This window comes from Variovorax sp. LjRoot290 (assembly GCF_964253985.1).
Lineage (GTDB): Bacteria > Pseudomonadota > Gammaproteobacteria > Burkholderiales > Burkholderiaceae_C > Variovorax.
The window spans coordinates 488,378-503,029 of record NZ_CAXURW020000001.1 but is presented as its reverse complement, the minus strand read 5'-3'; the positions used below and the strand labels follow the sequence as shown (position 1 = coordinate 503,029).

Annotated in this window: 17 protein-coding genes; 14 read left to right on the top strand and 3 right to left on the bottom strand. The window is 68.5% G+C overall.

Going from position 1 to position 14,652, the window contains the following annotated elements; all coding sequences use genetic code 11:
- Positions 1-22: 22 nt before the first annotated feature.
- Both ACSQ9A_RS02650 and ACSQ9A_RS02645 read right to left on the bottom strand, forming a co-directional pair.
- The gene (locus tag ACSQ9A_RS02650; protein ID WP_093104963.1) at positions 23-997 is read right to left on the bottom strand and encodes a YheT family hydrolase; all 975 of its coding nucleotides are present in this window, start codon (positions 995-997) and stop codon (positions 23-25) included.
- Between the two features lies 1 nt (position 998).
- Positions 999-1,451, bottom strand: a complete 453-nt coding sequence (locus ACSQ9A_RS02645) for a YybH family protein (protein WP_093104961.1) — start codon at positions 1,449-1,451, stop codon at positions 999-1,001.
- Between the two features lie 244 nt (positions 1,452-1,695).
- Between ACSQ9A_RS02645 and rutA the strand changes: the two genes are divergently transcribed.
- From rutA to rutF, 6 genes are read left to right on the top strand one after another with little or no spacing between them, the layout of a single operon-like run.
- A complete protein-coding gene (gene rutA, locus ACSQ9A_RS02640; RefSeq protein WP_436295061.1) occupies positions 1,696-2,808 on the top strand; it encodes a pyrimidine utilization protein A in 1,113 nt (370 codons plus the stop codon).
- A gap of 17 nt (positions 2,809-2,825) precedes the next feature.
- Positions 2,826-3,605 carry a pyrimidine utilization protein B gene (gene rutB / locus ACSQ9A_RS02635; RefSeq protein WP_436302580.1) on the top strand — a complete coding sequence of 260 codons (780 nt, stop codon included), beginning with the start codon at positions 2,826-2,828 and terminating at the stop codon, positions 3,603-3,605.
- Between the two features lie 29 nt (positions 3,606-3,634).
- Entirely contained in the window at positions 3,635-4,027 is a 393-nt protein-coding gene (gene rutC / locus ACSQ9A_RS02630; RefSeq protein ID WP_436302579.1) for a pyrimidine utilization protein C, read from the top strand.
- A 2-nt stretch (positions 4,028-4,029) separates the two neighbouring features.
- Positions 4,030-4,830, top strand: coding sequence for a pyrimidine utilization protein D (gene rutD, locus ACSQ9A_RS02625; protein WP_436302578.1), 801 nt, complete (start codon positions 4,030-4,032; stop codon positions 4,828-4,830).
- On the top strand, positions 4,827-5,417 hold the full coding sequence (locus tag ACSQ9A_RS02620) for a malonic semialdehyde reductase (protein ID WP_436302577.1): 591 nt from the start codon (positions 4,827-4,829) through the stop codon (positions 5,415-5,417). Before rutD ends, ACSQ9A_RS02620 begins: the two co-directional genes overlap by 4 nt.
- A gap of 16 nt (positions 5,418-5,433) precedes the next feature.
- Positions 5,434-5,928 carry an NADH-dependent FMN reductase RutF gene (gene rutF / locus ACSQ9A_RS02615; RefSeq protein ID WP_093104945.1) on the top strand — a complete coding sequence of 165 codons (495 nt, stop codon included), beginning with the start codon at positions 5,434-5,436 and terminating at the stop codon, positions 5,926-5,928.
- 13 nt (positions 5,929-5,941) lie between these two features.
- Here the strand turns inward: rutF and rutR are convergent, their stop codons facing one another.
- Positions 5,942-6,667: an HTH-type transcriptional regulator RutR gene (gene rutR, locus ACSQ9A_RS02610; protein ID WP_436302576.1), complete on the bottom strand. Its 726-nt coding sequence runs from the start codon at positions 6,665-6,667 to the stop codon at positions 5,942-5,944.
- Between the two features lie 236 nt (positions 6,668-6,903).
- Between rutR and ACSQ9A_RS02605 the strand changes: the two genes are divergently transcribed.
- The 8 genes from ACSQ9A_RS02605 to ACSQ9A_RS02570 are packed head-to-tail and all read left to right on the top strand — an operon-like array spanning position 6,904 to position 14,649.
- Positions 6,904-7,905, top strand: coding sequence for an isopenicillin N synthase family dioxygenase (locus ACSQ9A_RS02605; RefSeq protein ID WP_436302575.1), 1,002 nt, complete (start codon positions 6,904-6,906; stop codon positions 7,903-7,905).
- Positions 7,906-7,907: 2 nt separating this feature from the next.
- Entirely contained in the window at positions 7,908-8,315 is a 408-nt protein-coding gene (locus ACSQ9A_RS02600; protein WP_436302574.1) for a VOC family protein, read from the top strand.
- On the top strand, positions 8,305-9,396 hold the full coding sequence (locus ACSQ9A_RS02595; protein ID WP_093104933.1) for a BMP family ABC transporter substrate-binding protein: 1,092 nt from the start codon (positions 8,305-8,307) through the stop codon (positions 9,394-9,396). Before ACSQ9A_RS02600 ends, ACSQ9A_RS02595 begins: the two co-directional genes overlap by 11 nt.
- Positions 9,393-10,913 carry an ABC transporter ATP-binding protein gene (locus ACSQ9A_RS02590; protein WP_436302573.1) on the top strand — a complete coding sequence of 507 codons (1,521 nt, stop codon included), beginning with the start codon at positions 9,393-9,395 and terminating at the stop codon, positions 10,911-10,913. The genes ACSQ9A_RS02595 and ACSQ9A_RS02590 overlap by 4 nt, the downstream gene beginning before the upstream one ends.
- Positions 10,906-12,048, top strand: coding sequence for an ABC transporter permease (locus ACSQ9A_RS02585; protein ID WP_436302572.1), 1,143 nt, complete (start codon positions 10,906-10,908; stop codon positions 12,046-12,048). Before ACSQ9A_RS02590 ends, ACSQ9A_RS02585 begins: the two co-directional genes overlap by 8 nt.
- Positions 12,048-12,974 (top strand): ABC transporter permease, encoded by a 927-nt coding sequence (locus ACSQ9A_RS02580; protein ID WP_436302571.1) that lies wholly within the window; start codon positions 12,048-12,050, stop codon positions 12,972-12,974. The genes ACSQ9A_RS02585 and ACSQ9A_RS02580 overlap by 1 nt, the downstream gene beginning before the upstream one ends.
- On the top strand, positions 12,971-13,666 hold the full coding sequence (locus ACSQ9A_RS02575) for a cysteine hydrolase family protein (RefSeq protein ID WP_436302570.1): 696 nt from the start codon (positions 12,971-12,973) through the stop codon (positions 13,664-13,666). The genes ACSQ9A_RS02580 and ACSQ9A_RS02575 overlap by 4 nt, the downstream gene beginning before the upstream one ends.
- Positions 13,663-14,649 (top strand): isopenicillin N synthase family dioxygenase, encoded by a 987-nt coding sequence (locus ACSQ9A_RS02570; RefSeq protein WP_436302569.1) that lies wholly within the window; start codon positions 13,663-13,665, stop codon positions 14,647-14,649. The genes ACSQ9A_RS02575 and ACSQ9A_RS02570 overlap by 4 nt, the downstream gene beginning before the upstream one ends.
- The last annotated feature ends 3 nt before the right edge of the window (positions 14,650-14,652 follow it).

Sequence of the window (14,652 nt, the reverse complement as noted above, 5' to 3'; positions counted from 1 at the left end):
GATCGGGCCGCGCGGCTGTAGTTCAAGCGCTCAAATGCTGTGCAAGCCAGCCGCCGACGCGCTCCGGCATGCCGCGCACATGGCCGGGCGGCGCGCCCAGCGGAAAACCCACATGGCCGCCATGGGCCGGCTGCCACAACGTGACGTGGCGGCCGACCTCGTCCTGGCGCGGCAGGCTGGCCGCCGGCACGAAGGGGTCGTTGGTGGCATTCACCGCCAGCGCGGGAATGCGGATCGCGTGCAGATGCGGCTTGGCCGAGCCCCGCGTCCAGTAGTCGTCGGTGTCGCGAAAGCCGTGCAGCGGCGCGGTGAACACGTTGTCGAAGGCGTAGAGATCCTGGGCCTCGAGGAGCTTGTCGCGGTCGAACAGGCCCGGATGCTGGGCCAGCTTGGCCAGCGCCTTGGGCTTCATGGTCGACAGGAACATGCGCGTGTAGACCAGCCGGTTGAAGCCGCGGCCGATCGCCATGCCGCCGGCGGCCAGATCGAGCGGCGCCGAGATCGAGGCCACGGCGCTGACCAGCTTCGAGGCCTCGTCACCCGCCTCTTCGGTCCAGCGCAAGAGCGCATTGCCGCCAAGCGAGACACCTGCCGCCAGCATCGGCCCGCCATGCTGCGCGTGCAAGCGCCCGAGGATCCAGCCGATCTCCTCATAGTCGCCCGAGTGGTAGGCGCGCGGCGCGAGATTGAGTTCGCCGCTGCAGCCGCGGAAATGCGGCACCGCATAGTCCCATCCGCGGACCATCGCAAAGGCCGCGAAAGCCTCGGCGTAGTGGCTCTTCGACGAGCCCTCGAGGCCGTGGAACAGGATCAGCAGCGGCTTCGGCCCGGAACCGGCCGCATCGAGAAAATCCACGTCGATGAAGTCGCCGTCCGGCGTGCCCCAGCGCTCGCGCCGATAGGCCGGCAAAGGGGCCTCCACGCGCCGTGCATAGAGCGCGGGCCAGATGGTTTGGAGGTTGCCGCCCGGCAGCCAGAGGGGTGCGACGTATTGCATGTCAGTGAAGCGTCTGGGGGGCAGCGTCGTCCTCGTCTTCGGGCGCGTGCACGCTGCCCGGGCTTGCATGGTGCGCCACCATGCGCCAGCCCTGGGCGGTCTTGTGATAGACGTTGGTGGCCAGCACGAAGGCATGGCGCGGCCCCTCGGCGGTAAGCACCTCGATGCGCTCCAGCACGTTGTGCACCGCGCTCGCGAGCGATTCGACCCGGCGCACGCGTGCCGGCGTGGCGTGGATCGCGCCGTTGGCGAACATGTGCTCGAAGGCGGCGCGGATCGCCTCGGTGCCCACCAGCCGCGGGCCGCCGGGATGGACGCAGAACACCTCGTCCTCGTCGGCCCAGCAGACCATCAATGCATCGATATCGCCGCGCTGCAGCGCTTCGTAGAAGGCGGCCTCGACGTCGTCGGCGGTGCCGCCGACGGCAGCGGCGCGGAGTTTGGTCTTGGGCATGGCAGAGGAAACAGGCAACTGACGGTGATTGTGCGGGGTCCTTGCACCAAGGCCGGCCACGACCGCACAGACCAAACGCTCCATTTTGGACCATTTGGTCCAACTTCTACCGACGGAAACCTGCAAGTGGTTGATTTTAAAAGACTTAGCCAAATGGCACGGCCTATGCATAAGACCGTCGGCGCGCGTCCTTCGGCGTTGCGCCCACAGCCCATCCCTCACCTTCGGTCCAGGAGCGCAACGCATGAACGTCGGCATCTTCATCCCCATCGGCAACAACGGCTGGCTGATCTCGGAGAACGCTCCGCAGTACAAGCCGAGCTTCGAACTCAACAAGCAGATCACGCAGAAGGCCGAGCACTACGGCGTGGACTTCGCGCTCTCGATGATCAAGCTGCGCGGCTTCGGTGGCAAGACCGAGTTTTGGGATCACAACCTAGAAAGCTTCACGCTGATGGCCGGGCTGGCCGCCGTCACCTCGAAGATCAAGCTCTTCGCCACGGCGGCCTCGCTGGTCATGCCGCCGGCCATCGTGGCGCGCATGACCTCCACCATCGACTCGATCTCCAACGGCCGCTTCGGGCTCAACCTCATCACCGGCTGGCAGAAGCCCGAGTACTCGCAGATGGGCATGTGGCCCGGCGACGAATTCTTCGCGACCCGCTACCGGTACCTGTCGGAATACGTGCAGGTGCTGCGCGAGCTGTGGACCACCGGGCAGTCCGACTTCAAGGGCGAGCACTTCAAGATGGACGACTGCCGCGTGAGCCCGAAGCCGCAGGCCGACATGAAGGTGATCTGCGCCGGCCAGAGCGACGCCGGCATGGACTTCTCCGCGAAGTACGCCGACTACAACTTCTGCTTCGGCAAGGGCGTCAACACGCCCAAGGCCTTTGCGCCGGCGGCCGAGAAGCTCATCGAGGCGACGAAGAAGACCGGCCGCCACGTGACCTCCTACGTGCTCTTCATGGTGATCGCCGATGCCACCGACGAAGCCGCGCGCGCCAAGTGGGAGCATTACAAGGCCGGCGCCGACCAGGAAGCGCTGGCCTGGCTCACGCAGCAGAGCGCGGCCGACACCAAGTCGGGCGCCGACACCAACGTGCGCCAGATGGCCGACCCGACCTCGGCGGTCAATATCAACATGGGCACCCTCGTCGGCTCCTATGCGACGGTGGCGCGCCTGCTCGACGAAGTCGCCGAGGTGCCCGGCACCGAAGGCGTGCTGCTGACCTTCGACGACTTCGTGCTCGGCGTGGAGGCTTTCGGCGAGCACATCCAGCCGCTGATGAAAAGCCGCACGCACATCGCGAGCCCCGTGCCTTCGCGCGTCGCCGTCGAGCGCCTGGCCGCCTGATTCGAAGTGACCCCGCCATGAAGAACACCACCATCGCCTCCAGCACGCCGGTGGGCGTGCCGAACGCACCGGGCGCGCCCGCGCCGCTGGTGCTGCCCGCCCGGCCCGAACCGCTGGCGCTGCATGCCGCCAACTCGGCGCTGATCGTCGTCGACATGCAGAACGCCTACGCCTCGATCGGCGGCTATGTGGATACCGCCGGCTTCGACATCTCGGGCGCGCAGGGCGTGATCGCCAACATCGCGCGCACCATTGCCGCCGCGCGCGCGGCCGGCATGCTGGTCGTGTTCCTGCAGAACGGCTGGGACGCCGATTACGTGGAAGCCGGCGGCCCCGGCTCGCCCAACTGGTACAAGTCCAACGCGCTCAAGACCATGCGCAAGAAGCCCGAGCTGCAAGGCAAGTTCCTCGCCAAGGGCGGCTGGGACTACGCGCTCGTCGATTCGCTCCGGCCGCAGGCCCGCGACATCGTCATTCCCAAGACCCGCTACAGCGGCTTCTTCAACAGCACGCTCGACAGCAGCTTGCGCGCGCGCGGCATCCGCAACCTGGTCTTCACCGGCATTGCCACCAACGTGTGCGTGGAGTCCACGCTGCGCGACGCCTTCCACCTCGAGTACTTCGCCGTGATGCTCGAAGACGCAACGCACGAGCTCGGCGGGCCCGCTATCCAGCAGGCCGCGGTCTACAACGTCGAGACCTTCTTCGGCTGGATCTCGAAGGTCGACGATTTCTGCAGCACCTTCGCGCCCGAGGCCGCCACCCAACCCGCAGCGGCCGAAGCGGCCACTGCCTGATTTCACTTTCCCGAAAGGAGCAACGAACCATGCCCAAGCAAGCCATCATCCCGCCCGGCACCGGCGTGCCGCTCGCACCCTACGTTCCCGGCACGCTCGCCGACGGCGTGCTCTACGTGTCGGGCACCCTGCCCTTCGACAAGGACAACAACGTGGTCCATGTCGGCGACGCGAGCGCGCAGGCGCGCCATGTGCTCACCACCATCCAGGGCGTGGTCGAGGCCGCCGGCGGCACCATGGACGACGTGACCTTCAACATGATCATGATCAAGGACTGGGCCGACTACGTGAAGATCAACGCGGTCTATGCCGAGTTCTTCCCCGGCACCAAGCCGGCGCGCTACTGCATCCAGTGCGGCCTGGTGAAGCCCGACGCCTTGATCGAGATCGCCTCGATCGCGCACGTGGGCAAGAAGGCCTGAGCATGCCGCTGCACTACGAGGTGCACGGGCCGGCCGAGGGCGAGGCCGTGCTGCTGTCCTCGGGCCTCGGCGGCTCGGCGGGCTTCTGGCTGCCGCAGCTCGCTGCACTGATCGGGGCCGGCCACCGCGTGATCGCCTACGACCAGCGCGGCACCGGCCGCAGCCCCGCCGACCTGCAGGCCGACTATGCGATCGCCGACATGGCGCGCGACCTGATCGAGATCCTCGACGCCACCTCGACGGCGCGCTGCCACCTGGTGGGCCACGCGCTCGGCGGCCTGGTCGGCCTGCAGCTCGCGCTCGACGCACCCTCGCGCGTGGCCAGCCTCGTGCTCGTCAACGCGTGGTCGAAGCCCAATCCGCATTCGGCCCGCTGCTTCGACGCGCGCCTGGCGCTGCTCGGCGCCTGCGGCCCACGCGCCTATGTCGAGGCGCAGCCCATCTTTCTCTACCCCGCCGCCTGGTGCGCCGCCCACGCGCAGCGCGTGGCCGACGAAGTCGAGCATGCGCTCGCGCATTTCCCCGGCGAGGCCAACATGCGCGCGCGCATCGGTGCGCTGCGCGCCTTCGATGTCGACGCGCGGCTGGTCGAGATCGCCGCGCCCGCGCTGGTGGCAGCCGCCACCGACGACGTGCTGGTCCCCTGGACCTGCTCGCAGCGCCTCGCCGAGGGCCTGCCTCACGCGAGCCTCGAGTGCGTGCCCCATGGCGGCCATGCACACAGCGTGACCGAGGCCGAGCTCTTCAACCGCAGCCTGCTCGCCTTCCTGGCGCGCGTGGGCGCACCTGGAGTCCCCGCATGAAACCCTCCCTGGACGACGCCGCCCTGGCACTTCTTTTCACCGAGGCCCGTTCGCACAACGGCTGGCGCCCCGAGCCGGTCTCCGATGCCTTGCTCGAACAGGTCTACGCGCTGGCGCGCACCGGGCCGACCTCGGCCAACTGTTCACCGGGCCGCTTCGTCTTCGTGCGCACGCCCGAGGGCAAGGCGCGCCTGGCGCCGGCCTTGTCGAAGGGCAATCTGGCGAAGACGATGAGCGCGCCGGTCACCGTGATCGCGGCCTGGGACAGCGCCTTCTACGACAAGCTGCCCACGCTGTTCCCGCATGCCGACGCCAGAAGCTGGTTCACCGGCAGCGTCGAGGCCGCCCGCGAAACCGCCTTTCGCAATGCCACGCTGCAAGCCGCCTACCTGCTGCTCGCCGCGCGCGCGCTGGGGCTGGATGCGGGGCCGCTGTCCGGCTTCGACAGGGCGAAGATCGACGCCGCCTTCTTCACCGGCACGCCCTGGACCACCAACTTCCTGATCAACCTGGGCCACGGCGACCCCTCGAAGCTGTTCGGCCGCCTGCCGCGCCTGGACTTCGCAGAAGCCTGCGCGCTCGCCTGAGGAAAGCACCGCCGCCATGAACGCCTTGCCCAAGAGCGACTACCGCGATGCGATGGCCCGCCTCGGCGCGGCCGTGCATGTCATCACCACCGACGGCCCCGGCGGCCGCGCCGGCTTCACCGCATCGGCCGTGTGCAGCGTGACCGACGAGCCGCCGACGCTGCTGGTCTGCCTCAATCGCTCGGCCTCGGTCTACCCGGCCTTCCAGGCCAACGGCGTGCTCTGCGTGAACGCGCTGGCCGCGGGGCAGCAGGCGCTGTCGGGCCTGTTCGGCGGCAAGACGCCGATGGACGAGCGCTTCGCCGCGGGCCGCTGGAGCCGCAAGCGCACCGGTGCGCCGGTGCTCGAGGACGCGGCCGTGTCCTTCGACTGCCGCGTGTCGCAGGTGACGCGGGTGGGCACCCACGACGTGCTGTTCTGCGAGGCCGTTGCGATCGCGATCGGCGGCACCGCGCACGGCCTGATCTACTTCGACCGCCGCTACCACGACATCGTCGCCGCGCCGCACTGAGCGCGCGGCGCGCTCAGCGCGTGGTGATGCCGCTCAAGACGATGCGCTGCACGTTGTCCACCGTCTCTTCGAAGAACTCCGGGTCATCCAGCGTACGACCCGTGATGGCCTGCACCTGCACGCCGAAGTCGGCGTAGTGCTGCGTGGTGGCCCACAAGGCGAAGATCAGGTGATGCGGATCGACCGGCGCGAGCTTGCCGGCGGCCACCCAGGCGCGGATCACTTCGGATTTGCGCGTCACCAGGTCGCGCAGCTCGCGATCGAGTTCGTCGCGCAAGAGCGGCGCGCCCTGGATCATCTCGAGGCAGAACAGGCGCGAGGCATCGGGCTGGTCGCGCGAGATCACCAGCTTGCGCCGGATGTAGTCGCCGATCGCCTGCCGCGGGTCCTGCTCGGCGCTGAAGCCGCGCAGCGGCTCCAGCCACACGGCGAGCAACTCGCGCAGCACCGAGACGTAGAGCTCCTCCTTGTTGGCGAAGTAGTAGAGCAGGTTGCTTTTCGAGACATCCGCACGCGCTGCGACCTGGTCGACGCTGGTGCCGTGCAGGCCGAAGCGCGAGAAGAGCCCGAGCGCCGCGCGCAGGATCGCCGCGCGCTTGTCCTCGATCTGGCGCAGCCGCCGGTTCACCGACGTGACGCTGCGCGCCACGGGCGCGCGCTTCGGATGCACGCGCTTGGATGGCGGCGCTTCGACGGCCAGCACGGACGGCGGCTTGATGCTGCTGCGAGTTTTCGGCATGTGTTGCTTTGCTTCTTTCTCCACCCGGGATTCTCGTTGTCTGCGATGCAGCCCGCATGCACGAGCCATACCGCCCATGGTACGCACCATGGCAACACCCGGCGCACGCATTCGCCGCGCCGCACCGCTGCCCGCGCACCACGCCGATGCAGTAAAGCGCATTTGTCCATTTGGTCCAACTGGCATGGACGTTGCATGTCGAAGCGCCGCCACCGTCACACCGAAGGATTGAAAGCATGACCCTGCTGTCCGTACCGATCATCGATCTGGCGCCCTTCTTTTCCGGAACGCCCGAAGGCAAGGCCGAGGTGGCGCGCAAGGTCGACGAGGCCTGCCGCAGCATCGGCTTCCTGGTCATCACCAACCACGGCATCGCCCCCGAACTCATCGCGCGCGTCTCCGCGGTCTCGCGTGAATTCTTCGCCTTGCCGCTGGCCGACAAGCGCAAGGTCGATCGCCCGCGCGACGACGCGGTGCGCGGCTACAGCGCGGTGGGCGAGGAAGGGTTGTCGTACAGCCTCGAAGAAGCGGCGCCGGGCGACCTGAAGGAGTCCTTCTCCATCGGTCCCTCCAATGTGCCGGCCGACGACTACCACCGGGGCGCTGCGGCCGGCCCGCACTTCGAGCCCAATGTCTGGCCCGATCTGCCGGGCTTCCAGCCGGCCTTCGACGAATACTTCGAGGCGATGAGCGATCTCTCGCGTTCGCTGATGCGCATCTTCGCGCTCGCGCTGGAACTTCCCGAGACCTTCTTCGACGACAAGATCGACAAGCACATCAGCATGTTCCGCGTGCTGAGCTACCCGCCGCAGACCGAGGCTGCATTGCCCGGCCAGCTGCGCGCCGGCGCGCACAGCGACTACGGCAGCCTCACCGTCGTGCTGCCTGACGACAAGGGGCTGCAGGTCTTCAACAAGGCCGGCCAATGGGTCGACGTGCCGATGGTCGAGGGCGGCCTGGTGGTGAACATCGCCGACCTCATGATGCAGTGGACCAACGACCTGTGGGTCTCGACCCTGCACCGCGTGGTCAACCCGCCGCCGGATGCGGCCGCCACCAACCGCCGGCAGTCGCTGGTGTTCTTCCACCAGCCCAACTACGACGCGATGGTCGAGTGCCTGCCGAGCTGCCTCGCGCCGGGCGAGGCGCCGAAGTACGCGCCGATCTCTTCCGGCGACCACTTGAAGTCGAAGTTCCTGAAACAGACGACCTTCGGCGGCACCAAAGTGACAGCCTGAACATGCCTCATCTTTCCTACGTCAACGTCTTCGCGAAAGACGTCGTCGCGCTCAGCGGCTTCTACCAGCGCGTATTCGGCTTCCCCGAGATCGAGGCCATCCGCTCGCCGATCTTCCGCGGCATCGACGCGGGCAAGGCCAAGCTGGGCTTCAACGCCTTCGATGCCTACGAGCTCTTGCAGCTGGCCGAGTTCTCCGACACGCGCGGGGTCAAGTTCCTGCTGAACATCGATGTCGATTCGCAAGAGGAAGTCGACCGCATGGTGCCGGTCGCCGTCGCCGCCGGCGCCACGCTCGTCAAGGCGCCCTATGTCACCTACTACCACTGGTACCAGTCGGTGCTGCTCGACCCCGAGGGCAATGTGTTCCGTATCAATTTCATGATGAAAGGTCCGAGTGATGTTGCGTAAATCGATTCCTTGCGCGGTCGCAGCGCTTGTCGCGGGCGCCGCGCTGATCGGCCCGGCGGTGGCCGCCGACGGCTTCACCCTGAAGGGCAAGCCGAAGATCGCGATGCTGTACTTCGGCCCCAAGAACGACGGCGGCTGGACGCAGGCCTTCGACGAGGCGCGCATCAAGGTCGAGAAGGAAACCGGCGAGAAGATCCAGTTCGTCGAGAACGTGCCGGAAGACGCATCCGCCATCAAGCCCGCGGCCGAGAAGTTCATCCAGCGCGGCGCCAACATCATCATCGGCACCGCCTTCGGCTATTCCGACAGCTTCAAGGAGCTCGCGGCCAAGTACCCCGAGGTGGCCTTCCTCAACGGCTCGGGCACCAGCAACGGCGCCAACCTCGAATCCTTCTACGGCCGCACCTACGAGAGCCAGTACCTCTGCGGCATGGCTGCAGGCGCAGCCTCGAAGACCGGCAAGCTCGGCTTCGTCGCGGCCAACCCCTTCGGCGTCGTCAACTGGACCATCAACGCCTTCGCGCTCGGCGCGCAGAAGATGAACCCGAATGCCACGGTGAACGTGATCTACACCGGCTCGTGGAACGACCCGGTCAAGGAACGCGCCGCCGCGGCCGCGCTGATCGACCAGGGCGCCGACGTGATCGGCCAGCACGTCGACAGCCCGACGCCGCAGATCGTGGCGCAGGAGCGCGGCGTCTACGGCACCGGCCATCACCGCGACCTGCGGCAGTTCGCGCCCAAGGCCACGCTGTGCTCCTCGGTCTGGGTGTGGGACAAGTTCCTCACGCCGGAGCTGAAGAAGATCATGGCCGGCAACTGGAAGCCGGCGCAATACGGCGCCTTCATTCCGATGAGCGCGGGCGGCACCGACATCGCGGGCTTCGGCCCCGGGGTGCCGAAGGACAAGGCCGCCGCGATCACAGCAGAACGCGACGCGCTGCTCAAGGGCAAGCAGATCTATGCCGGCCCGCTGGCCGACCGCGACGGCAAGGAACGCGTCGCCAAGGGCGCCGTGCTGTCCGATGCCGATCTCTGGAAGATGGACTGGTTCGTCAAGGGCGTCGTCACGCAGAAATGACCACGGCGCTGCAGCTCCAGGGCATCCACAAGTCCTTCGACGGATTTGCGGCGCTGACCGACGCGCACTTCTCGGCGCGCTGGGGCGAGGTGCATGCGCTCTTGGGCGAGAACGGCGCGGGCAAGTCCTCGCTGATGAACATCGCGGCCGGCCTTTATGCGGCCGAGGCCGGCACGATGTCGGTCGACGACAACCCGGTGCGCTTCAGCGGGCCGCGCGATGCGGCGAAGGCGCGCATCGGCATGGTCCACCAGCACTTCCGGCTGGTGCAGCCCTTCACGGTGGCGCAGAACATCCTCCTGACCGCGCCGCGGTCCGAGCGCTTCGAAAGCCATGGCACGCGCCTGCGCCGCGTCGAAGAGGCGATCCGCGACAAGGCGCGAGAACTCGGCTTCGACATCGACCCGGCGCAGCGCGTGGACCGGCTGTCGGTGGCCGAGCAGCAGCGCGTCGAGATCCTCAAGGTGCTCTTGGCCGGCACGCGCATCCTGATCCTCGACGAGCCCACCGCCGTGCTGACCGACCAGGAGGCCGAGCGCCTGCTCTCGACCGTGCATGGGCTCGCGCGCCGCGGCGCGGCGGTGGTGCTGGTCACGCACAAGATGGCCGACGTCAAGCGCCATGCCGACCGCGTGACCGTGATGCGCGGCGGCCGCACGGTCGCGACGGTCGACCCGCAGCAGATGCCGGTGGGCGAGCTGGTCCGGCTCACGGTCGGCGAATCGATCACCGCGCCCGCCGCCGAGTCGACGCGCGCGAGGCCGGGCCCGGTGCGGCTCACGGTGCGCGGATTGCGTTCGCCCGAAGTGCAAGGCCGCCGCGTGCTCGACGGCATCGACCTCGACCTGCGCGCGGGCGAGATCTACGGGCTGGCCGGCGTCGGCGGCAACGGCCAGGGGGAACTGGCGGGCGCGATCATGGGTCTGCCGGGCCGGACCGAAGGCGAGATCGCGCTTGATCGCCATGGCGATCTCAAGGCGACGCCGACGACGGCGCGCCGTGCACTGGGGCTGGCGACCATTCCCGCCGACCGCTACGGCCTCGCGCTCGCAGGCGGCCTCTCGGTTTCCGAGAACTACGGCATCGGACAGGTCCACAGCGGGCGCTACGGCTCGGCCTGGCGCCTGAAGCGCCGCGAGATGGATCAGGACGCGCAAGCCGCCGTCGCCGCCTTCGACGTGCAAGGCGTGCGCTCGATCGCGCAGAAGGCTGCGCTGCTGTCGGGCGGCAATGCGCAGAAGCTGGTGCTGGCGCGCGAGTTCAGCAAGTCGCCGCGGCTGGTGCTGGCCCACAGCCCGAGCCGCGGGCTGGACGTGCGCGCCGGCGCCGAAGTGCATGCGCGGCTGCGCGCCGCGCGCGATGCCGGCGCGGCCGTGCTCCTGATCAGCGAAGACCTCGACGAGGTGCTCGCACTGGCCGACCGCGTGGGCGTGATGACGCGCGGCCGCATCGTGGCCGAGTTCGCGCAGCCGGCGGACCGGCAGGCCATCGGCCAGGCGATGGTGGACCATGGCTGAGCCCTCGCTCGCGATGCCCATTACGCACCTCGCGGACACACCGGCGGCGGCATCCGCGCGCCAGCCCTGGGGCGCGCGCCGCTATGCGCTCGAGATCCGCCAGCACATGGCCTGGCATTGGCAGGCGCTGATCCTCGCCGCCGCCATCGGCGTGGGGCTCCTGCTCTCGGCCGCCATCCTGGTGGCCGCGGGCGTGCCGGCCGGCGAGTTGCTCAACGAGTTCATCGTCCAGACTTTCCTCGATGGCCAGAACTTTTGCGCCGTGCTGTTCCAGGCGGCGCCGATGATCCTGGTCGGGCTGGCCGGTGCGATGGCCTTTCGCGCACGCTTCTGGAACCTCGGCCTCGAGGGCCAGATGATCTGGGGTGCGATCGGCGCCACGGCCGTTTCCCTCTTCGAGATCGGCCCGCCTTCCTTACGCCTGCCGCTGATGTTCCTTGCCGCGTTGGCCGCCGGATTGCTGTGGGTACTGGGCCCGGCGCTGCTCAAGCTCAGGCTGGGCGTCAACGAGATCATCTCGACCTTGATGCTCAACTACATGGCGGCCAACTTCCTGCTGCACCTGGTGTACGGCAGCTGGAAGGACCCGAAGGACAACTTCCCCTATTCGCCGCAGTTCCGCGCCTTCGAGCGCTTGCCCGATCTCTTCTCGGGCGTGAACAGCGCGATTCTGCTGGCCGCCGTCGTTGCGTTGCTGGGATGGTGGCTGGTCGGCGTGAGCCGCGCCGGCCTGTACCTGCGCTTCGTCGACGCCAACCCGCGCATGGCGCATGCAGCCGGCGTACCGGTGGCGCGCGTCATCTACGGCGCGGTGCTGCTCTCCGGCGCGATGGCCGGCCTCGCGGGCTTCGCCGTCGCCGCGGGGCAGGAGGGCCGGCTCACGCAGGCCTTCTACCAGGGCTATGGCTTCTCCGGCATCCTGATCGCCTTCCTCGCGCGCAACAACCCGCTGGCCGCCAGCGTGGTCGCGCTGATGGTCGCGGCGCTGTTCGTGACCGGGCGCAGCCTGCAGGTGTTCTACCAGGTGCCCTTCTCGATGGTGCAGCTGATCCAGGCCGTGATCGTGGTGTGCGTGGCATCGAGCGACTTCTTCATCAGGCATCGCCTGCGCCGCGTGGGCACCGGAGCAGCGTGATGGACATCGTCCTCAACTGGCTCGCCAACACGCCGGATTTCGCAGTGCCCTATGCGCTGGCCGCGCTGGGCCTGATCGTCTGCGAACGCGCGGGCGTGCTCTCGCTAGGCGCCGAAGGGCTGATGCTGGTCGGCGCGCTGGCCGGCATCGGCGCGCAGCTGGCCTTCGGCGAGCCGGCGGTGTCGCTGCTGCTGGCCATGCTCGCGGCTGCCGTCGTCTCGCTGCTGTTCGCGGTGATGGTGATCTGGCTGCGCGTCAACCAGGTGATCGCGGGTCTCGCGCTCGTGTTCTTTTGCCAGGGGCTCACGGCACTGGTCGGCACGCTGGCCCAATGGACCAACCAGGCCACGCCCGGCATCGGCACGATGGCGCTGTGGCCCTTCTCCTCGCTGCCCGTCGTCGGGCGCCTGTTCCAGCAGAACGCGATGGTCTGGCTCACGCTGCCGGTCTTCGCCGCCGTCACCTGGTTCCTGCTGCGCACCGATGCGGGCCTCAGGCTGCGCGCCGTGGGCGAGAACCCGCAGGCCGCCGATGCGGCCGGCCTCTCGGTTTCGGCCTGGCGCTTCGCGGCGGTGCTGGCCGGCTCCGCGCTGGTCGGCCTGGCCGGCGCCTACATCTCGGTGGTCAGCACCAAGCTGTGGATCGCCGGCATGACCGGCGGGCGCGGCTGGATCGCAGTGGGCCTGGTGATCTTCGCGCGCTGGTCGCCGTGGAAGGCGCTGGCCGGCGCGCTGCTCTTCGGCTGCATCGAGGCGCTGATCCCGCAGCTGGCCGCGGCCGGCGTGCAGCTGCCGCAGTACTTCGTGCTGATGACGCCCTATGCAGTGACGCTCGGCGTGATGGTCTGGGTGGCGCTCGCCCGGCGCGGCGGCGACGGCGAACCGGGCGCCCTGGGCGTGCCCTATGTGCGGGAGGAAAGACGATGAAGGCCTACGTCTACGAGCAGCCGCGCGAGCTGGGCGAGGGCTTCGAGGACTATCTCGACGCGGCGGCCACCGCCGTGATCTCGATCGACATGCACCGCGGCCATCTGGATGACGGGCCCGACTGCCCCTGCCCGGCGCCGCGTGCACGCGAGTTGGTGGCGCCGATCGACGCCTTCCACGACCTAGCCCGCGCGCTGGGCATACCCATCGTGCACGTCAAGTCGGTGCTCCGGCCCGGCGGCGCCGACGACCTGCGCGGCATCCCGGCCGCATGGCGGCGCACCTTCCCGCTGCATGTCGGGGAAATTCCGAATGCCGATGCGCACGCGATCGAGGGCAGCCGCTGGACCGAGTGGGTCACGCGCGTCGATCCCGGCGACCTGCGGGTGGAGAACAAGCGCCGGCTCTCGGCCTTCTATCCGACCGACCTCGACTTCCTGCTGCGCAACCAGGGCATCCGCACCGTGGTGCTCAACGGCGGCTTCACCGACTGTTGCGTGCTCAACACCGCCTTCGACGCCAACAACCACAACTACCGCGTGATCGTGCTGCGCGACCTGGTGCGCGGCACCGACGCGCACCTGGAGGCCGCGGCGCTCAGCATGGTGTCGCTGCACCTGGGGCTGGTGGTGGAGGCGGCGGACCTGCTGGCGCACTGGCAGCAGTACTCCTCGTTCGAAGTTCATCCATGACATCCATTCCCCTCATCGATCTACACGGCAACATCGACTCCGAGGCGCCTCTTGCGCGCGAGACTGCGGCGCGTCTGTACGAGGCGCTCAGCACCATCGGCTTCGCCTACATCGCGGGCCACAACGTCGCGCCCGCCTCGCGCGACGCGGCCTTCGCGGCCTCGCGCGAGTTCCATGCCTCGCCGCTCGAACGCAAGCAGTCGATCGCGATCAACGGTTTCCATCGCGGCTACATGGGCATGGCCACTTCCACCATCGTCACCTCCTCGGTGGCGAAGGTGACGCGGCCGAACATGAGCGAGTCGCTGATGCTCATGCACGAGCTGCCGCCGGACGACCCGCGGCTGCTCGCCGGCCTGCCGCTGCAGGGCCCCAACCAGTGGCCCGGCTGGGTGCCGGACTTCCAGGTGCGCATCGAGCGCTACATCGCCGAAGTCGACGCGCTCTCCCGCTACCTCGTGCAGCTGATCGCCATGAGCCTGGGGCTGCCGGCGCATGCGCTGGATCATCACTTCGAGAAGCCCACCACCTTCCTGCGCCTCTTGCACTACCCGCCGCAGCCGCCGCTGGAAGACGAGCAGATCGGCTCGGCCCCGCACACCGACTACGGCGTCATCACGCTGCTGGCGCAGGACGACGCGGGCGGCCTGCAGGTACGCCCGCGCGGCGGCGACTGGATCGAGGCGCCGCCGATTGCGAACACCTACGTGCTCAACGTCGGCGACATGCTCGCGCGCTGGACCAACATGCGCTTCGTCTCGACGCCGCACCGCGTCATCAACCGCTCCGGCGGCGACCGCTATTCGCTGCCCTACTTCTTCGACCCGGGCATGGACGCGCTGATCGAATGCCTGCCGACCTGCACCGGCGAGGCGAACCCGCCGAAGCATGCGCCGGTGCGCTACGGCGACTACCTGCTCGACCGCCTGAACCGCAACTACGACTACCGCCGCACATCGGCCGGCGATTCCGTCACCGCCTGATCC